The sequence below is a fragment of the Streptomyces sp. NPDC056128 genome, from assembly GCF_042263835.1.
Classification (GTDB): Bacteria; Actinomycetota; Actinomycetes; order Streptomycetales; family Streptomycetaceae; genus Streptomyces.
Genome location: NZ_JBHJVQ010000013.1, coordinates 137,799 through 157,744, shown reverse-complemented (window position 1 = coordinate 157,744; position 19,946 = coordinate 137,799). Strand labels below are relative to the sequence as shown.

The window sequence follows — 19,946 nt, the reverse complement described above, 5'->3', positions numbered from 1 at the left end:
GCGAGGTCGCCGGTGCGGTACATGCGGGTGCCGGGGGTGGGGCTGTGGGGGTTGGCGGTGAAGCGCTCCGAGGTCAGCGCGGAGCGGCCGAGGTACCCACGCGCCAACTGCTCACCGGCGAGGTACAGCTCACCCGTGACACCGGGGGCTACGGGACGTAGGGCCGAATCCAGCACATACACCTGCGTGTTGGCGAACGGCCGCCCGATGGGGACGGGGCCGTCTTCGGTGCCGTCGAGCCGGTGGTCGGTGATGTTGACGGTGGATTCGGTGGGGCCGTAGGCGTTGATGATCTGGACGTCGGGGTGCTGGTCGCGCCAGGCGGCCAGGTGGTCGGTGTGGAGGGCTTCGCCGCCGAGGATGAGGGTGTGGGAGGGGGAGACCGTATCCGGCAGGTTGGTGAGGAGGGGGAGGTGGCTGGGCGTGGCCTTGATGAGACTCGGCTGCGCCACCGCCTCTTCCAGGCTGGTCAGATGAACCGTCCCGCCGGCCGTGAGGGGCGTCCACAGCGCCGTGATGGTGAGGTCGAAGGCGAGCGGTGAGTGCAGGACGGTGACGCCCTCCATGGCGCTGTACGTCCCGCGCGCTCGGTGGAGGTAGGTCGTCAGGGCGTGGTGTTCGATGACGACGCCCTTGGGGCGGCCGGTGGAGCCGGAGGTGTAGATCATGTAGGCCGCGTGCCGCGGTGACCACGGGCTACGGCGCTCCGCATCCGTCAGAGGCCCGTCGGACCGACTCTCATAGGCCGCCCGGTCCACCGGCTCGGTGAGAGTGAGGGCGGGTCGGGCGTCGTCGAGCATGTAGCTGATGCGCTCGGCGGGGTAGTCCGGGTCGATCGGCAGATAGGCCGCGCCGGTCTTCAGCACGGCCAGCATGCTGGTGATCGCGTCCAGCGACTTCGGCAGCGCGATCGCCACGAAGTCTTCCGCGCCCAGCCCCTCTCCCAGCAGATGCCGCGCGAGCTGGTTGGCGCGCCCGTCCAGCTCGGCATAGGTAAGCGTGGCGCCCTCACACACCACGGCCACCGCATCCGGCGTCCGACCGGCCTGCTCGCTGATCAGTTCGTGCAGCGGCGTCCCGGGAAGCTCGGTCCGCTCCCCGTTCCACTCCACCAGGACCCGCTCCCGGTCGGCCGGGTCGAGAGTGTCCAGGCGGGCGACGGGCAGGTCGGAGTCGGTGACCAGGGTCTCCAGCACCCGCACCATCCGGTCCGCCAGCGAGCGGACCAGGTGGCCGGAGCAGGTGTCCGCGCGGTAGTCGAGGCGCAGCCGCAGGTTGTCGTCGCGGGTGTGGGCCACGAGGTTGACGGCGAAGTCCGTGCTCTCGACCGCGTCGAAACCGGCCACCCGCAGCCCGTCGAGCTGGCGGCTCGTCGTGTCGGCGCTCACCGGGTAGTTCTGGAAGACCATGGCGGTGTCGAAGAGTTCGCCGTGTCCGGCCCAGCGTTGGATGTCGGCGAGTCCGGCCCACTGGTGGTCCAGGAGGCGGGCCTGTTCGGCCTGGAGGCGGCGGAAGAGGGCGCCCAGGGGCTCGGCGTGGTCGAGGCGGGCGCGGACGGGCAGGGTGTTGATGAACAGGCCGATCATCGATTCGACGCCGGGCAGCTCGGGCGGGCGGCCGGAGACGGTGGCGCCGAAGACGACGTCGTCGCGTCCGGTGGCCTGGGCCAGTGCGAGCGCCCAGGCGCCCTGGACCACGGTGTTCATGGTCACGCCCTGGCGCCGTGCCCACGTGGAGAGGGCCGCCGTGGCGTCATCGTCCAGGCCGAACGGGACGCTCGAGGGCGCCGTCTCTGCCGGGCCGGCGTCCGGGGCGAGGAGGGTGGTCTCTTCGAGGCCGGACAGGGACTCCTGCCAGGCGGTCCTTGCCGCTTCCCGGTCGCGGGCGTCGAGCCAGGCCAGGTAGTCGCGGTACGGGCGGACCCGGGGCAGGCTCACGGGGTCGCCGCCGGAGACGTACAGCTCGGTCAGTTCCTGCCAGAGCAGGGGCATGGACCAGCCGTCGAGCAGAATGTGGTGGTTGGTCATCACCAGGCGGACGCGGTCGGCGGACAGGCGGATCGCTGTGAAGCGCATCAGCGGCGGGCTGGTGAGGTCGAAGCGGCGTTCCCGGTCCCCGGCCGCCAGCCCCGCGGCCTCCGCCTCCCGCTCGTCCTCGGCGCGGTCGGTCAGGTCGTACTCGCGCCAGTCCGGTTCGACGTCGGCGGGCACCACCTGCACCCACGCGCCGGACCCGGTCTGCCGGAACCCGGCCCGCAGGTTGGCGTGGCGGCGCAGCAGGGCGTGGGCCGCCGCGCGCATCCGGGTGCCGTCGAAGGTGCCCTCCAGGTCGAAGGCGAGCTGGCCGACGTAGACGTCGCGGGCGGACTCGTCGTACAGGTTGAGGAAGAGGAAGCCCTCCTGGAGTGGGGCGAGGGGCAGGACGTCCTGGAGGTCGGGGAGGGCGTCCTCCAGGTGCTCGATCTCGTCCTGGGCGAGCGCGGGGTGGGCGATGTCGGAGGGGGTGAGGCCGCCCGCGCCGGGCTGCCGGGCCTCCTCGACCAGGCGGCTCAGCATCCGGAACCAGGCGTCGGCCAGCCGCTGGGCGTCCTCGGGCTCCAGCTCGGTGCGGGAGTAGGTCCAGCGTGCGCGCAGCCGGGTGCCGTCGGCGGTCTCCCGGGCGACGGCGTTCACGTCCACGGGGTGGGCCAGCGGCATGGCACCGTCGATACCGGCGACGTCGCCGCCCTCGATGGTCCACGGGGCCTCGTCGGCACCCTCCTGGCCGATCTGGCCCAGGTAGTTGAAGCCGAACTCGGGGACGGGCAGCGCGGCGAGGGCGTCCCGAGTGCGCGGGTTGAGGTGGCGCAGCAGGCCGTAGCCGAGGCCATCGCCCGGTACGGCGCGCAGCTGCTCCTTGACGGCCTTCAGCGCCCGGATCGCCGATCCGGCGTCGCCGGAGAGGGCGGGCGGGGCCAGCCGGACCGGGTACATCGACGTGAACCATCCGGCGGTGCGGCTGAGTTCGGCGCCCGGGACGGCCTCCTCGTGGCGGCCGTGGCTCTCCAGGTCCACGACGACGGGTGCGGCGGGGTCCTCGGAGCGGCCGTGCCGCCACTGGGCGACGGCCAGGGCGAAGGTGCTCAGCAGGACGTCGTTGATGGTCGCGTGGCAGACGCCGGGGACCCGGGTGAGCAGGGCCTCGGTCGTGTCCGCGTCGAGTTCGGCGGTGATCTCGCCCGCGTTCGCGTGGGTGTCCCGCGCGGGGTCCACGTGCAGCGCGCGCGGGGTGTCGCCGAGTACCGCACGCCAGTGGTCCAGCTCGTCCTCGGTCCGCGGCTGTGCGGCGAGGTCGGTCAGGGCCAGCGCCCACCGGCGCCACGGCGTGCCCACGGGGGCGAGGGTGTCGCCGGCGTAGGCGGCCGCCAGGTCGGGGACGATGATGCGCCAGGTGACGCCGTCCATGACCAGGTGGTTGGCGACCAGGACGAGCAGGCCGTCCTGGGCGGCGCCCCGGTCGAGCCAGACGGCCTGGAGCATGCGGCCGTCGGCCGGGGCCAGGCGGGCGCGGGCCGCCCACGCCTGTTCGGTGACCGCGGCGCGTACGGCGGACTCGTCGAGGCGTACGGCGTCGAAGCGGACCAGGCAGTCGGCCGGTGTCACGGAGCCCGGCTCCGGGATCTCGATGGTCCAGTCGTCGGCCACCCGCATGCGCAGCGCGTCGTGACGGTCGAGCACGGCCCGCAGCGCGGCGCCGAGCGTGTCGAAGTCGAGGGCGGCGGGCACGCGCAGGACCAGTGACTGGTTGAACTCGGCCTTGCCGGAGCCGAGGTCGGCGAACCAGCCCATCATCGGGGTGCGCGGCGCCGGGCCGTACGCCGGGACGTCGGAGTCCCGCGCGGAGTCGTCCGGGCCGGGCGTGTCGGCGGCCGACCGGGCGAGCAGGGCGGGCGTCTGGTGCTCGAAGACGTCCCGCACGGACAGGACCAGGCCCGCCGCGCGGGCGCGGCCGACGAGCTGGATGGAGAGGATGCTGTCGCCGCCCAGGTCGAAGAAGCCGTCGTCCACGCCGGGCGACTCCACGCCGAGGATCTCGCCGAACAGGCCGGCCAGCAGCCGCTCACGCGGGTCGCGGGCGGCCCGGCCGGAGGTGCGGGCGGAGTAGTCGGGGGCGGGCAGCGCCTTGCGGTCCAGCTTGCCGTTGATCGTCAGCGGCAGTGCGTCCAGGACGACGAACGCGGTCGGGATCATGTGGTCGGGCAGGGTCTCGCGGAGTTCGGCGCGGAGCGCGGCGGTGTCGACGGTGCGGCCGGGCTCGGGCACGACGTAGGCCACGAGCCGCCGGTCGCCGGGCCGGTCCTCGCGGACGATCACGGCCGCCCGCGCCAGGTGCGGGCGCTCGGTGACGACCGCCTCGATCTCGGTGGGCTCGATCCGCAGGCCGCGGATCTTGACCTGGGTGTCGACGCGTCCCAGGTACTCCAGCTCGCCGTCGGGCAGCCAGCGCACCAGGTCGCCGGTGCGGTAGAGGCGGGTGCCGGGGTCGCCGAAGGGGTTGGCCACGAACCGCTCGGAGGTCAGGGCGGGGCGGGCGTGGTAGCCGCGGGCCAGGTGCGGTCCGGCGGCGTACAGCTCGCCGGGTACGCCGGGCGGGACCGGGTGCAGGGCCGCGTCAAGGACGTAGACGGCGCTGTTGGTGACGGGGGAGCCGATGGGCGGGGTGAGGGGGCCGGAGAGCGGCCCGCTCATCGTGGAGCAGACCGTGGTCTCGGTGGGACCGTAGGAGTTGAGCATCGTCCGGCCCGGCGACCAGCGCTCCACCAGCTCGGGCGGGATCGCCTCGGCGCCCACGACGAGGGTCAGCCCGTCGGGCAGCGACCCCTCCGGCAGCAGCCCGAGGACGGAGGTCGTCAGGCTCAGGTGGGTCGCCGCGTGCCGGGTCGCCAGCTCGGCCAGCTCGGGTCCCGGCGTGGTCTCCCGCGGTGCCACGACCAGGGCGGCGCCGGTGAGCAGGCCCATCGCCAGCTCCCAGAACGACGCGTCGAAGCTCGGCGAGAGATGCTGGAGGACCTTGCTGCCCGGGCCGGCCGCGCAGTCGCGGGTGAAGATGTCCACGAGGCCGGGCAGCCCGGTGTGGGTGACGACGACTCCCTTGGGGCGGCCCGTCGTTCCCGAGGTGTAGATCATGTAGGCGGGGTGCTCGGGACGCAGGGGGGCGGGCCGGTCGGCGTCGGTGACGTCGTGGCCGGGGAGCGCGGCGAGGGCCGTCGCGGTCCCGGTGTCGTCGAGCAGGAGGACGGGTGTACCCGTGTCCGGGAGGCCGGCGGCCAGGGCGGACGTGGTGACGACGAGGGTGGGGGCCGCGTCCCGGACGAGGTGGGTGATCCGCTCGGCGGGGTAGGCCGGGTCGACGGGCAGGTAGGCCGCGCCCGCCTTGAAGGCGGCGAGCGCCGAGACGACCAGGTCGGCCGAGCGGGGGAGGGCGACCGCGACGAACCGCTCGGGGCCGGCGCCCAGTTCGAGGAAGCGGCGGGCCAGCCGGTTGGCGCGCTCGTTCAGCTCGCCGTAGGTCAGGGTGCCGTCGGCGGACTCCACGGCGAGGTGGTCCGGGCGGTCGGCGGCGTGCTGGGCGACGTAGTCGGCGAAGGTGCGGTCGACCGGCCTGCGGGCGGTGTCGTTCCACTCGACCAGGACGCGGTCCAGTTCCCGGGCGCTGAGCACGGCCACGTCGCCGATGCGGCGGCCGGGGTCGGCGACCAGCGCGTCCAGGAGCCGCAGGAACCGCTCCACCAGCAGCGCGACCGTGCCCTCGTCGAACAGGTCCGCGCTGTACTCGGCCGCGCCGACGAGTCCGGCGGGGGCGCCGTCGGCGTCGCGGTGCTCGGCGAGTTCGAGGGCGAGGTCCAGCTTGGCGACGCCGGTGGTCACGTCGAGGAGGCTCACGCCCAGGCCGGTGGTGGCGAGCGCGGCGAGGGCGTCCTGCTGCGTGGTGTCCAGGCTCAGCAGCACCTGGAAGAGCGGGTTGTGGGAGAGCGACCTGGTCGGCGAGAGGACGTCCACCAGGTGCTCGAAGGGCAGGTCCTGGTGGTCGTAGGCGCTCAGGTCGGTGTCCCGCACCCGGTCGAGGAGTTCCCGGAAGGTGGGGTCGCCGCTGGTGTCGGTGCGCAGCACCAGGGTGTTGACGAAGAAGCCGACGACCTGGTCCACGGCGTCGTCGCCGCGGCCCGCCACCGGTGTGCCCAGGGGGATGTCGTCGCCCGCGCCCAGCCGGGTCAGCAGGGCCGCCAGGGCGGCCTGGAGCACCATGAAGACGCTGGTGCGGGACTCCCTGGCCAGCTCCACCGCGCCCCGGTGCAGGTCGGCGGGGACGGTCAGCGGGACCCGGCCGCCGCGGTGCGAGGCGACGGCGGGCAGCGGCCGGTCCGCGGGCAGTTCGAGCCGGTCGGGCAGCCCGGCCAGGGCCTGCTTCCAGTGCGCGAGCTGGCGGCCGGCGGCGCTGGTGCCGTCCGAGGCGTCCCCGAGCGAGGCCCGCTGCCACAGGGTGAAGTCCGCGTACTGCACGGGCAGCGGCGCCCAGTCGGGGGCGTGACCGGCCGCGCGGGCGGTGTAGGCGGCGGCCAGGTCGCGGACCAGCGGGCCCAGCGACCAGCCGTCACCGGCGATGTGGTGGACCATCAGCAGCAGGACGTGCTCGTCCGCGCCGAGCCGGAACAGCTCGGCGCGCACCGGGATGTCGGCCGTCAGGTCGAAGCAGTGCCGGGCGGCCTCCTCGAGACGGCGGCCGAGCACGTCCTCGGTGAGGTCGGTGACCGGCAGTTCGAAGCGCACCCCGGCGGCGTCCAGGACGGTCTGCCGGGCGCCCCGCGCGTCCTCCGTGAAGACGGTCCGCAGGCTCTCGTGGCGTACGACGACGTCCTGGAAGGCCGCGCGCAGCGCCTCCGGGACGAGGGCGCCGGTCAGCCGCAGCGCGCCGGTGATGTTGTAGGTGGGGGAGGGGCCTTCGAGCTGGTGCAGGAACCACAGCCGCTGCTGGGCGTACGACAGGGGCAGCCGCTCCGGGCGCGCCCCGGCCGTCAGCGCGGCCCCGGCCCGCTCGGCCCCGTCGAGGACGGCGGAGAGCCCGGCCACGGTCGGGCTCTCGAACAGCCGCCGCACGGACAGTTCGACGCCGAGGGTGCTGCGGATGCGGGCGGCCAGCCGGGTGGCGAGCAGCGAGTGGCCGCCGAGGTCGAAGAAGCTGTCGTCGACGGTCAGCCGGGGCACCCCGAGCACCTCGGCGAACAGCGAGCACAGGATCTCCTCGCGCGGGCCGCGCGGGGCGCGTCCGGTGACCTGCCCCGCGTGGGCGGGGGCGGGCAGCGCCTTGGTGTCGAGCTTGCCGTTGGGCGTCAGCGGCAGCACGTCCAGGGTGACGAACGCCGACGGCAGCATGTGGTCGGGCAGGTGCCCGGCGGCGTGGTCGTGCAGCGCGCGGGCCGTCGTGTCGGTGCCGGTGACCACGTAGGCGACGAGCCGCGGGTCGCCCTGGACGTCCTCGCGCGCCACCACGGCCACGTCGTCGACGGCGGGGTGCGCGGCGAGTACGGCCTCGATCTCGCCGGGCTCGATGCGGAAGCCGCGGATCTTCACCTGCTGGTCGGCGCGGCCCAGGTAGTCCAGGCCGCCGTCGGTGCGGCGCCTGGCCAGGTCGCCGGTGCGGTACATGCGGGTGCCGCGCTCGCCGAACAGGGCGGCGTACGGGTCGGCGGGGAAGCGGTCCGCGGTGAGCGCCGGGCGGCCCAGGTAGCCGCGGGCCAGTCCCGCGCCCGCTACGTACATCTCGCCGGTGACGCCGGGCGCGGTGGGGCGCAGCCGGTCGTCGAGGACATAGACGCGCAGGTCGGGGATGTTGACGCCGATCGTGCTCGCCGACGCGGCGGCCGCGGTGGCGCGGTCCAGGGCGAAGTGCGAGACGTGCACGGTGGTCTCGGTGATGCCGTACATGTTGACCAGCGCCGGCGCGTCCTCGGCGTGCCGCTCGTACCAGTCGGCCAGCCGGGACAGGTCCAGGGCCTCGCCGCCGAACACCACGGTACGCAGGGCGAGTTCGGTGCGGCTCTCGCGGTCGGCGGCGGCCAGTTGGTAGAACGCGGACGGCGTCTGGTTGAGGACGGTGACCCGCTCGCGGGCGAGCAGGGACAGGAACGCGGCGGGGTCCCGGCTGACGTCGTGCGGCACGACGACGAGGCGGCCGCCGTGCAGCAGCGGACCCCACAGCTCCCACACCGAGAAGTCGAAGGCGTACGAGTGGAACAGCGTCCACACGTCGTGCTCGTCGAAGCCGAACCAGTGCTCGGTGGCGGAGAAGAGCCGCACGACGTTGCGGTGCGGCACGGCCACGCCCTTGGGGCGTCCGGTCGAGCCGGAGGTGTAGATGACGTAGGCGGTGTCCGCCGGGTCGAGGGGCCTGATCCGCTCGTCCTGCGTCAGGTCGGTGGCGGGGTACGGGTGGTCGGCCGCCTCGCCGAGGACGATGCGGGGCACCTCGTGGGCGGGCAGCCGGCCGGCGGTGGCGCGGTCGGTGAGCAGGGCCGCGGGCGCGGAGTCGGACAGCGCGTGGGCGAGCCGGTCGGCCGGGTAGCCGGGGTCCAACGGCACATAGGCGGCGCCCGACTTGACCACCGCGAGCAGCGCCACGACCAGCTCGGGCGAGCGCGGCAGGGCGAGGGCGACCAGCGCGTCGGGGCCGATGCCGCGCGCGGTGAGCAGCCGGGCCAGGCGGTTGGCGCGGGCGTTGAGGTCGGCGTAGGAGAGCGAGGTGCCCTCGAAGGTCAGCGCGGTGCGGCCCGGGTGCCGGGCGGCCTGCCGCTCGAACAGCTCGGGCAGCGTCGCGGTGACGGGCGAGGGGGAGGCGGGGGAGACGGGGGAGGCGTCCGGCCGGTTGGCCGTCACCAGCAGGTCGTGGTGTTCGCCGGGGACGAGCACGTCGACGTCGCCGAGCCGCAGGCCCGGGTCGGCGGCGACCGCCGTGAGCAGCCGCAGCAGCCGCTCGGTGAGCGTGCGCACGGTCCCCGCGTCGAAGAGTTCGGTGCTGAACTCCACCGCGAGGTCAAGACCGGCCTGCCCGCCGTCCGCGTCCCGCCGCTCGTCGAAGGCGAGGACGAGGTCGAAGCGGGACAGCCCGGTGTGCACCGGCAGCAGCGACGTGCTGATCCCGGGGAGCCGTCCCAGCTCGCCCAGGGCGTCCTGCTGGGTGGTGTCGAAGGTCAGCATCACCTGGAACAGCGGGTGGTGGGAGGTGGCCCGGTCGGGGTTGACCGCCTCGACGAGCCGCTCGAAGGGCAGGTCCTGGTGGGCGTAGGCGGCCAGGTCGCGCTCGCGGACGCGGCCGAGCAGGTCGCGGAAGGTCGGGTCGCCGCCGGTGTCGGTGCGCAGCACCAGCGTGTTGACGAAGAACCCGACCAGGTTCTCCACCGCCGCGTCGGTGCGGCCCGCGATGGTCGAGCCGATCGGCACGTCCTCGCCCGCGCCGAGCCGCGTCAGCAGCCCCGCGAGGGCGGCCTGGAGCACCATGAAGACGCTGGTCCGCGTCTCGCCGGCCAGCACGGCCAGCGAGCGGTGCAGGTCGGCGGGCACCGTCAGGTCGAGGCGGGCGCCGGAGTTGTCGCGGCGCACGGGACGCGGCCGGTCGGTGGGCAGCTCCAGCCGCTCCGGCAGCCCGGCGAGCGCCTCCCGCCAGTGCGCGAGCTGCCGGGCGCCCTCGCCGCCGCGCTCGCCGCCGCCCTCGCCGCCCGCACTCCCGGCCTCGTCGCCGCCGGTGCCGAGCAGTTCGCGCTGCCAGAGCGTGTAGTCGGCGTACTGCACCGGCAGCGGCGCCCAGCCGGGGGCCGTACCGGCGGACCGGGCCGCGTAGGCGGTGCCCAGGTCACGGGCGAGGGGCGCCAGCGACCAGCCGTCGCCCGCGATGTGGTGCAGCACGAGCAGCAGGACGTGGTCCTCGGGCGCCACCCGCAGCAGCGTGGCCCGCAGCGGCACGTCCCGGGTGAGGTCGAAGCGGTGCCGGGCGGTGCGCGCGAGGTCGTCGGCCAGCCGCTCCGGGGCGCTGTCCAGCGTCTCCAGGCGGGCCGGGGCCCGCTCGGGGGACAGGATCACCTGGTGGGGGCCGTGCGCGTCCTCGGCGAAGACCGTGCGCAGGCTCTCGTGCCGGGCCACCACGTCGCCGACGGCAGCCGACAGCGCGGCCTCGTCCACCCTGCCGGTCAGCCGCAGCGCCGCCGGGATGTTGTACAGCGGCGAGGGTCCCTCGTACTGGTGGATGAACCAGAGGCGCTGCTGCGCGAAGGAGAGCGGCAGCCGCTCGGGGCGCGGCCGGGCGGTGACCGCCGCGCGGGCCCGCCCGGTCTCCGCCAGCGCCGGGGCCAGCTCCGCCACGCTCGGCGACTCGAAGACCCGCTGGATCGGCACCTCCGCGCCGGCGGCGGCGCGGATGCGGCTGATCAGCCGGGTGGCGAGCAGGGAGTGGCCGCCCAGCTCGAAGAAGCTGTCGTCGACACCGACCTCGTCGACGCCGAGCACCTCGGCGAAGAGCGCGCACAGCAGCTCCTCGCCCGGGGTGGCCGGGGCCCGCCCGGCGGAGCGCTCGGTGCGGGCGGGGGCGGGCAGGGCCCTGCGGTCGAGCTTGCCGTTCGGGGTGACCGGCAGCTGGGGCAGGGTGACGAAGGCGGCGGGCACCATGTAGCCGGGCAGCAGCTCGCGCAGGCGCGCGGTGAGCAGCGCGGCGTCCGCCTCCGCGCCCGGCGCGGGCACGGTGTAGCCGACGAGCCGCTGGTCGCCGGGCCGGTCCTCGCGCAGGACGACGGCGGCCTGGCCGACCTCCGGCTGCCGCACCAGCGCCGCCTCGATCTCGCCGAGTTCGATCCGGAAGCCGCGCAGCTTGACCTGGTGGTCGGCGCGGCCGAGGTAGTCGAGGCTGCCGTCGTGGTTCCAGCGGGCGAGGTCGCCGGTGCGGTACATCCGGCTGCCGGGCTCCCCGTGCGGGTCGGCGGTGAAGCGTTCGGCGCTGAGGCCGGGGCGGCCCAGGTATCCGCGGGCCAGCTGCACACCGGCGATGTACAGCTCGCCGGGCACGCCGGCCGGGACCGGGCGCAGCGCGGCGTCCAGCACGTACATCCGGGTGTTCCACACCGGGCGTCCGATCGGCACCGGCCCGTCGCCGGTGTCCTCGGCGCACGGCCAGTACGTCACGTCGACAGCGGCCTCGGTGGGCCCGTACAGGTTGTGCAGCGGTACGTCCGACACGGCACGGAAGCGGGCGCGCAGCTCCGCCGAGAGGGCCTCGCCGCTGCAGAAGACCCGGCGCAGTCCGCTCAGCGAGGCCGCGGAGGGCTCGCGCAGGAACACGTCGAGCATCGACGGCACGAAGTGCAGCGTGGTCACGCCCGCGCGCCGGACCGTGTCGGCCAGGTAGGCGGGGTCCAGGTGGCCCTCGGGCCGGGCGACGACCAGGGTGGCGCCCTGGACGAGGGGCCAGAAGAACTCCCACACGGACACGTCGAAGCCGGAGGGCGTCTTCTGCAGCACCCGGTCGGACGGCTCCAGGCCGTAGGTGTCCTGCATCCAGGCCAGGCGGTTGACGATCGCCCGGTGGGAGACCACGACGCCCTTGGGGCGGCCGGTGGACCCGGAGGTGTAGATGACGTAGGCCGGGTGGTCGGGGGCGGGCGCCGTCACCGGTGCGGTGGTGCCGGATTCCTGGGCGGCGGCCGGGTCGTCGAGGAGCAGCCGGGGCGTGCCGTCCTGCGGCAGCCGCTCCTCGGCGTCCCGCGTGGTCAGGACGAGCATGGCGCCCGCGTCCCGCAGGATGTGCGCGATGCGGTCGGCCGGATAGCCGGGGTCGACGGGCACGTACGCCGCGCCCGACCTGACCACCGCGACCAGCGCCACGACCAGCTCGGCGGACCGGGGCACGGCCACCGCGACGAAGCGCTCCGGACCGGCGCCCCGGGCGGCCAGCGCGGCGGCCAGCCGCTCGGCGCGGGCGTCCAGTTCGGCGTACGTCAGCGAGGTGCCCTCGAACACGACGGCCTCGTGGTCCGGGGTGCGCGCGGCCCGCTCGGCGAGCAGCTCGGGCAGCGTCGCGGCGGGCACCTCGTGCGCGGTGTCGTTCCACCCGTCGAGGACCAGGTCCCGCTCGTCCGCCGTGAGCAGCGCCACGTCGTCGACGGTGCGCGCGGGGTCGGCCGCCAGCTCGGCCAGGAACCGGACGAAGCGTTCCTGCAACGCGTCCAGGTCCCGGACGCCGTACACCTGCGGGTTGCCCTCGAAGTCGACGCGGAGCCCGGCCTCGGGGGTGCCGGACAGCACGATGTTCAGGTCGGTCGTCGGACCCGAACTGATGCTGCGCATCAGGCCGACCGGCCCGCCGAAGTCCACCGGCCTGATGTACGGCATGACGTTGACCGTGGGTCCCGACACCCCGGAGCCGCCCAGCTCGCGGTCGAGGTCCTCGCCGCGGTAGCGGCTGTGCGCCATCAGGCCGCTCATCGCCCCGGACACGTTCTCGACCACCCGCGCGAAGCTGTCGCCGGGGTGCACGGCCAGCCGCAGCGGCAGCCGGTTGGAGACCATGCCGGGCGTCACCCGGGCGCCCGCCCCGTAGCGGCCGGTGACCGGCACGGAGACCACGATGTCCCGGGCGCCCGTCATCCGGTGCACGAAGGCGCCCACGCCGGCGATCACCACGCGCGCCCAGTGCGCGCCGGTCGCCTCGGCGGCGCTGCCGAGCACGCCCGTGCGCTCCGGGCCGAGGGTCACGCTCCGCACGGTCGGCGCGAGCACCCGGGCGCCGCCCCGGCCGGTGAGCGAGACGGGCTCGGGACGGTCGGCGAACAGGCCGGTCCAGTAGGCCCGGTCCCGCTCGTGCCGCGCCGAGCCGCGGTACGCCTCCTCACCGGCGACCATCCGGTCCGTGTCCCCGAAGGAGTGCGCCGGGACCTCGCGCCCGTCCCGCAGCGCCCGGTACACCTCGGCCAGCCGCTCGTAGAACAGGGCCATGCTGGTGCCGTCGATGACGATGTGGTGGACGCCCAGGTAGTACACGTGCCGGCCGCCGCCGAGCGTGAACAGGGCGTGGCTGCTGAGGCCGGGCCGGTCCAGCGGCAGCGGCGTCGCGCGGTCCCGCTCCATCCACCGCTGGGCCTCGCCCGCGGGGTCCTCGTGGCCGGAGAGGTCGATGTGCCGCAGCAGCACGGGGGTGTACGGCACCCCGTCCGGTCCCTCGACGGCGTCCGAACCCTCCGGCGCGGGCGGGCAGTACGCGCGGTACGGACGGCCCTCCTCGTCGGTGAGGAAGCGGGAGCAGAGCGTCTCCGTCCCGGCCACGGTGTGCCGCAGGGCCGCGCTCAGCAGCGCGTGGTCCAGCGGCCCGTCGATCTCCAGGCAGGACCCGGTCCGGTAGTGCGTGCCGCGCGGGTCCAGCTGCTGCGCGAGCCACACCTCGTGCTGGGCGCTGGTCAGACCGTGCCGAACCGAAGAGTTCTCAGACACCTGTCTCCTCACAATCCTCCGCCGGAACCCCCGGCCTCTCAGTGGCGCGCACTAAAACAAACAAGGTGTTGCCCGGATGGCATTCAATTAAGGGCGAACTGGGACGCTAGCAAGGCTGCGACGAGATGGTCAATATAGTTATCCGAGTGGATAACCGCAGGTAGGAGGCTTGATAACCAGCTGATAGCGAGGTTATACGGGTCATTTGTAGAGTGTGGCCACGCGCATTTCCCATTGCTGCCCGAGAATGCGGTTACCCCTCTTCCCCGGCGGGTGCTCCCGTATTTCTCCCCTTCATTCATTGGAGATCCGCATGCCGCCCAGTGCCATCGCGTACGCCGAGCTGTACGTCGCGGACGACCGGGACGCCGCCGGCTTCCTCGTCGACAGCCTCGGCTTCGTCCCCCTGGCCGTGGCGGGCCCCGCCACCGGGACGCACGACCGCCGGTCCACCGTGCTGCGCAGCGGTGAGGTCACCCTCGTGGTCACCCAGGCGCTGCGGCCGGACACCGACGTCGCCCGGTACGTGGAGCGGCACGGCGACTCCATCGCCGACCTCGCCTTCAGCTGCGACGACGTGCGGTCCTGCTTCGACCGCGCGGTCCTCGCCGGCGCCAAGGCGCTGCAGACGCCGACGCCCTCGCAACGGGCGGGCCAGGACGCCTGGTTCGCCGCCGTCTCCGGCTTCGGGGACCTCCGGCACACGCTGGTCGCCACCGACGGGGACGGCGCGGCGCTGCTGCCGCCGGACCGCGACTGGGCCCTGCTGCCGGCCGCCACCGACCACGCGGGCCCCCGGCCCTTCCTCGACCACGTCGCCGTCTGCCTGGAGGCGGGCACGCTGCGGAGCACCGCCGAGTTCTACGAGGCGGCCTTCGACATGCCGTACTACTCCTCCGAGTACATCGAGGTGGGCGAGCAGGCGATGGACTCCATCGTCGTGCGCAACGCCGGCGGCGGCATCACCTTCACGCTCATCGAGCCCGACGACACCCGGGTGCCGGGCCAGATCGACCAGTTCCTGACCGCCCACGACGGCCCGGGCGTCCAGCACCTGGCCTTCCTGGTGGACGACATCGTCGACTCGGTCCGCTCGCTCGGCGACCGCGGCGTGGCCTTCCTGCGCACCCCGGGCGCCTACTACGACCTGCTCACAGAGCGGGTCGGCGCCATGGCTGACGCCATCGGCGACCTGCGCGAGACCAACGTCCTCGCGGACCGCGACGAGTGGGGCTACCTGCTGCAGATCTTCACCCGCTCGCCGTACCCGCGCGGCACGCTCTTCTACGAGTACATCCAGCGCAACGGCGCCCGCGGCTTCGGCAGTTCCAACATCAAGGCGCTGTACGAGGCCGTCGAGAGGGAGCGGGAAGTGGCCGGTCGATGACGACCGCCACCCGGCGGCCCGCCGGCGCCCGCGCCGGGGACCCGGCGCGGGAGCCGCTCACGCTCGACGACTTCGCCGCGCTCGCCCGCCGCGAACTGCCGCCCGAGGTGTGGGACTTCATCGCGGGCGGCGCCGGACGGGAGCGGACCCTCGCCGCCAACGAGGCCGTCTTCGACGCGGTGCGGCTGCGGCCCAGGGCGCTGCCCGGCATCGAGGAGCCGGACACCTCCGTGGAACTGCTCGGCTCCCGGTGGGCGGCGCCGGTGGGCATCGCGCCGGTCGCCTACCACGAACTCGCCCACCCCGACGGCGAACAGGCCACCGCCGCCGCCGCGGGCGCGCTCGGACTTCCGCTGGTCGTCAGCACCTTCGCCAGCCGGACCCTCGAAGAGGTGGCCCGCGCCGCGAGCGGGCCGCTCTGGCTCCAGCTGTACTGCTTCCGCGACCACGGGACCACCCTGGACCTGGCCCGCCGGGCGCGGGACAGCGGCTACCAGGCGCTGGTGCTCACGGTCGACACCCCGTTCACCGGCCGCCGGCTGCGCGACCTGCGCAACGGCTTCGCGGTCCCCGCCCACATCACCCCGGCCAACCTGGCCGGTTCGGCGGCGGCCGGCAGCGCGACCCCCTCGGCGCACAGCAGGCTGGCCTTCGACCGCCGCCTGGACTGGTCCTTCGTGGCCCGGCTGGGCGCCGAGAGCGGGCTGCCGGTGCTCGCCAAGGGCATCCTGACCGCGGCGGACGCCGAGGCGGCCGTGCGGGCGGGCGTCGCGGGCGTCGTCGTCTCCAACCACGGGGGACGCCAGCTCGACGGCGCTCCCGCCACCCTGGAGGCGCTGCCCGAGGTGGCGGCCGCCGTGCGCGGACGCGTCCCGGTCCTCCTCGACGGCGGCGTCCGCACCGGCGCCGACATCCTCGCCGCCCTGGCCCTCGGCGCCCGCGCGGTCCTCCTCGGCCGCCCCGCGCTGTACGCCCTCGCGGCGGGCGGCGGCCCGGCCGTACGCCGCATGCTCACCCTGCTGACGGCGGACTTCGCCGACACGATGACCCTCACGGGCCACGCGACGACCGGGACGATCACCCCGGACACACTGTTCCGGCCCCACCCCGGCCAACCCGCCGCGCGCCGTGCGGCGCCGCACACAGACAGGAGCCACGGATGACGACCGCCCGCGTGAGCACGGAACCGGCAGGTGTGCTGCCGCGGAGCGGTCTGCACGCCAGCCTCTCCGCGCCGCTGCTCGACACGATGACCTTCCTCAACGAGGTCACCCTCCGCTATCCGCAGGCGATCTCCTTCGCGCCGGGGCGGCCGTACGAGGGTGACTTCGACGTCGCGCGCGTCCCCGGGCTCATCGAGACCTACCTCGACCACCTGCGCGGGCGCGGCCTCTCCGAGGAGCGCGTGCGCACCGCGCTCTACCAGTACGGCGAGACCGCCGGCCAGATCAGGGACATCGTCGCCCGCATGCTCGCCGTCGACGAGGACATGACGGTCGACCCGGCCTCCGTCGTCGTGACGGTCGGCTGCCAGGAGGCCGTACTCCTCACCCTGCGCGCCCTGTTCACCGGCCCCGACGACGTGCTCCTCGTCGACAGCCCCGCCTACGTCGGCATCACCGGCGCCGCGAGTCTGCTGGACATCCCCGTCGTGCCCGTGCCCGGCACCCCGAACGGCCCGAGCCTGGCAGGGCTCGAACGCACCGTCCGGGAGATCGAGGCGAGCGGCCGGCGCGCCCGGTGCCTGTACGTGGTCCCCGACTGCTCCAACCCGACCGGCGTCAGCATGCGCCGCGAGGACCGCACCGCCCTGCTCGACACCGCGGCCCGGCTGGGGCTGCTGCTCCTGGAGGACAACCCCTACGGGGTGTTCAGCCGGGTGCGCCGTCCCACGCTCAAGTCCCTCGACACCGATCGGCGCGTCGTCTACCTGGGTTCCTTCGCGAAGACCGCCTTCCCGGGCGCCCGGGTCGGCTTCGTCGTCGCCGACCAGCTGGTGGCGGGCGCGGACGGCCGCCCGCCGGGTCTGCTCGCCGACGAAGTGGCCAAGGTCAAGAGCATGGTCACCGTCAACACCTCCAGCCTGAGCCAGGCCGCGGTCGCCGGACTGCTCCTCCAGAACGGCGGCGGGCTGCGCGCGGCCAACGCGTCCTCGGCCCGCCACTACCAGGCCACCATGCGGTGCCTGCGGGAGACGCTCGCCGCCGAACTGCCGCCCGGCTCACCGGAGACGGCCGGGGTGCGCTGGAACGACCCCGACGGCGGCTTCTTCCTCACCCTCGACGTGCCGTTCGAGGCGGACGAGGCCGCGCTGGACGTCTCCGCGGAGAAGTACGGCGTCATCTGGACCCCGATGCGCCACTTCCACCTGGACGACGCGGGCGACCGGCAGATCCGCCTCTCGTGCAGCTACCTCACCACCGACCGGGCCGCCGAGGGCGCGACCCGGCTGGCCCGCTTCGTCAAGGACCGCTCAACGCCCTAGGTCCGTGTCCTGCACCAGCCCCGCCTCATAGGCGATGATCGCCGCCTGCACCCGGTTGCGGACCTCCAACTGGGTGAAGATGGCGCTGACATACGTCTTGATCGTGCCCTCGACCAGGTGCAGCCGCTGCGCGATCTCCGCGTTCGACAGCCCGGCCCCCAGCATGCCGAGGACCTCCTGCTCCCGTTTGGTCAGCAGCGTGGTGCGCTCCCCGGACACCTCCGAGCGCGGCGAGGGCGCCCGGCGCAGCTCGGTCATCAGCCGCCGCGCCACCAGCGGGGAGAGGCAGGACCCCCCGGACGCCACGGCCCGCACGCCGGAGATCAGGTCGCGCGGGTCGGACGCCTTGAGGAGGAATCCGGCGACCCCCTGGTCGAGGGCCCGCTCGATGTACTTGTCCTCCCCGAAGGTGGTGAGGACGACGACCGCGGTGTCCGGGTTGGTGGTGCGCAGTTCACCCGCGGCCGTCAGCCCGTCCATCTCCGGCATCCGGATGTCGAGCAGCGCCACGTCGGGCCGGTGCTTGCGGGCCAGTTCGACCGCTTCCCGCCCGTCGGACGCCTCGGCGACCACCTCGATGCCCGGCTCGGTCGTCAGGATGGAGCGGACCCCGGCCCTGATGATGGTCTCGTCGTCGGCGAGCAGTACGCGAATCATCCGGTTCTTCCCTGGTGGTGAGAGATGGTCGGTCAGAGCGTGTCCTTGGCCATGAGGACATCATCCTTGAAGCACAGCCGGTACATGGTGTCGCCGAAGTCGAGGAGATTGCTGCTCGCCCGGTAGTACTCGCACGCCGCGCCGGCCGGCACGGCCGGCTCGGAGGTGACCGGCGGCGGTTTCCTGATCCGCCGGTCCGGCAGCACCGGCGCCAGCTCGTCACGGGTCTCCCCGACGCGTATCCCGGCGTAGTCCTCGGGGCTGAGCGACGTCGTCGCCGAGGTGAAGACGTAGAGCCCGCCGAGGAACGTCACGATGGCGGCACCGAGCACCACCGGGATCAACGCGGCCCGCCGCGCGTCGCGCCTGAGCCGGGCCCGGGTGCGCAGCAGCGCGGTCCGCGAGGCGCTGAGCCACGGCGCGGCGGACGCGGGCCGGGCCGCGTCGGCCCCGGCTCCGGCGCCCCGCCCGGTCGCAGCGGCCCCGGAACCGGCGTCCTCGCCGCCGCCGACCGCGTCGTGCTCGTCGGCGTGCGGACCCGGATCGCCGGTGCCGGTGCCGGTGCCAGTGCCGGTGCCGGTGCTCGGTGGCTCGATGTGCCGCGACGGCGAGGACGCGCTGCGCGGCAGGCGCGCGTGCACCTCGAAGCCGCCGGCCCGCGGGCCGGTCCGCAGCGTGCCGCCCGCGAGCCGGACGCGCTCGTCGAGGCCGATCAGCCCGGACCCGCTGCCCGTCGCGGGCGCGTCCGCGCCCTGCTCCGGCCGTTCGTTGACGACCGAGACCACGGTCTCGTCCGCCGTGTGCGCGACCCGTACGGTGATGGGGGCGCCCGGCGCGTGCTTGGCCGCGTTGGTCAGCGCCTCCTGCACCACCCGGTAGGCCGCCAGGTCGGACAGCAGCGGGGTGCCCGGCCGGTCCCGCGCCCCGTCCTCCTGGAACTCCACCGGCGTGCCCGACCGCTGGAAGCGGCGCACGAGCTGGGCGATGGACTCGTGGGCGGGGGTCAGCGAGGGCGTGGGGTCCTCCCGCAGCAGCCCGATCACCTCGTGCAGCCGCTCGGTCGCCATCGTGCACCGCTCGCGCAACTGCCCGACGGACTCCCGGTGCTGCTCCGACAGACCGGGGGCCAGTTCGAGACCGCCGGCGAGCAGCGCCATCACGCTCAGCTCGTGGCCCAGGGAGTCGTGCATGTCCTGCGCGATCCGGGCCCGCTCCTTCAGCCGGGCCTGGTCGGCGATGTAGCGCTGGCGCCACTCCAGTTGCTCGGCGTGCTCCCAGCCGGCGTGCGTCAACGCGGTGCGCTGGCTCCACCAGTTGCCCGCCCACCAGGGCAGCACACAGGCGATGAACTCCGTCATCAGCAGGCTCAGCCAGTCCTTGGACTGGGCGACCGTGCTCACCAGCAGCAGCCCGGCCACCGCGACGCACAGGAACACCAGGTGCGCCGGCCACAGCCGGGTCAGTCTGCGGCCCGCGAGGCAGCTCAGCACCACCGTCGCCATCGACGGCCACAGGCTCGCGCCGAACCACGGATAGAACAGCGTGAGCAGCGCCGCGAGCAGCAGCGACAGCAGCGGCGCGGTGCGCTGCACCACCACCGCCGCCGTGATGACCAGGCACGCGGTCAGCCAGCTGACCGGCGTGCTCACGAGCGCCTCGGTGCTGAACGCCGAGGGCGCCAGCAGCACCAGGAGCAGCACCAGATCGCCACGCCGGGCGAACGGGCGTTCGGAGCCCAGGACCCGCAGAAGCGATTCGGTTCGTCGGCGCACGGCCTGCCATCGGTGCATTCCAGCACGCTACAAGAGGCGTTGCGGGCTCCGGATCTGCCGAAAGTCGAATGCGGTCGTTGCCGATCGCCAGATGTTTTCGCCCTTCCCCTCTCCCTAGCGTTGAGGACGTGACTTTGGAAGGA

Annotated in this window: 6 protein-coding genes; 3 read left to right on the top strand and 3 right to left on the bottom strand. The window is 74.2% G+C overall.

Features of this window, described 5'->3' with window-relative positions:
- On the bottom strand, positions 1-13,502 hold a 13,502-nt coding region (locus ACFC1X_RS24295; protein WP_376356870.1), incomplete at its 3' end, for an amino acid adenylation domain-containing protein.
- A gap of 313 nt (positions 13,503-13,815) precedes the next feature.
- Between ACFC1X_RS24295 and hppD the strand changes: the two genes are divergently transcribed.
- Genes hppD through ACFC1X_RS24280 form a run of 3 tightly spaced genes read left to right on the top strand, consistent with a single transcriptional unit; the run spans position 13,816 to position 17,374 of the window.
- Positions 13,816-14,889 carry a 4-hydroxyphenylpyruvate dioxygenase gene (gene hppD / locus ACFC1X_RS24290; protein ID WP_376356868.1) on the top strand — a complete coding sequence of 358 codons (1,074 nt, stop codon included), beginning with the start codon at positions 13,816-13,818 and terminating at the stop codon, positions 14,887-14,889.
- Positions 14,886-16,052: an alpha-hydroxy acid oxidase gene (locus ACFC1X_RS24285; protein ID WP_376356867.1), complete on the top strand. Its 1,167-nt coding sequence runs from the start codon at positions 14,886-14,888 to the stop codon at positions 16,050-16,052. Before hppD ends, ACFC1X_RS24285 begins: the two co-directional genes overlap by 4 nt.
- Complete coding sequence (locus ACFC1X_RS24280; RefSeq protein WP_376356865.1) at positions 16,049-17,374, top strand: PLP-dependent aminotransferase family protein; 1,326 nt, start codon at positions 16,049-16,051, stop codon at positions 17,372-17,374. The genes ACFC1X_RS24285 and ACFC1X_RS24280 overlap by 4 nt, the downstream gene beginning before the upstream one ends.
- Here the strand turns inward: ACFC1X_RS24280 and absA2 are convergent.
- Positions 17,363-18,031, bottom strand: a complete 669-nt coding sequence (gene absA2, locus ACFC1X_RS24275; RefSeq protein WP_376356863.1) for a two component system response regulator — start codon at positions 18,029-18,031, stop codon at positions 17,363-17,365. The genes ACFC1X_RS24280 and absA2 overlap by 12 nt on opposite strands.
- A gap of 32 nt (positions 18,032-18,063) precedes the next feature.
- Complete coding sequence (locus ACFC1X_RS24270) at positions 18,064-19,821, bottom strand: sensor histidine kinase (protein ID WP_376356861.1); 1,758 nt, start codon at positions 19,819-19,821, stop codon at positions 18,064-18,066.
- Between the last annotated feature and the right edge of the window lie 125 nt (positions 19,822-19,946).

Excerpts from the sequence above, each read along its gene's own strand:
- hppD (WP_376356868.1), top strand. The coding sequence starts at position 13,816 with ATGCCGCCCAGTGCCATCGCGTACGCCGAGCTGTACGTCGCGGACGAC.
- ACFC1X_RS24285 (WP_376356867.1), top strand. The coding sequence starts at position 14,886 with ATGACGACCGCCACCCGGCGGCCCGCCGGCGCCCGCGCCGGGGACCCG.
- ACFC1X_RS24280 (WP_376356865.1), top strand. The coding sequence starts at position 16,049 with ATGACGACCGCCCGCGTGAGCACGGAACCGGCAGGTGTGCTGCCGCGG.
- absA2 (WP_376356863.1), bottom strand. The coding sequence starts at position 18,031 with ATGATTCGCGTACTGCTCGCCGACGACGAGACCATCATCAGGGCCGGG.
- ACFC1X_RS24270 (WP_376356861.1), bottom strand. The coding sequence starts at position 19,821 with ATGCACCGATGGCAGGCCGTGCGCCGACGAACCGAATCGCTTCTGCGG.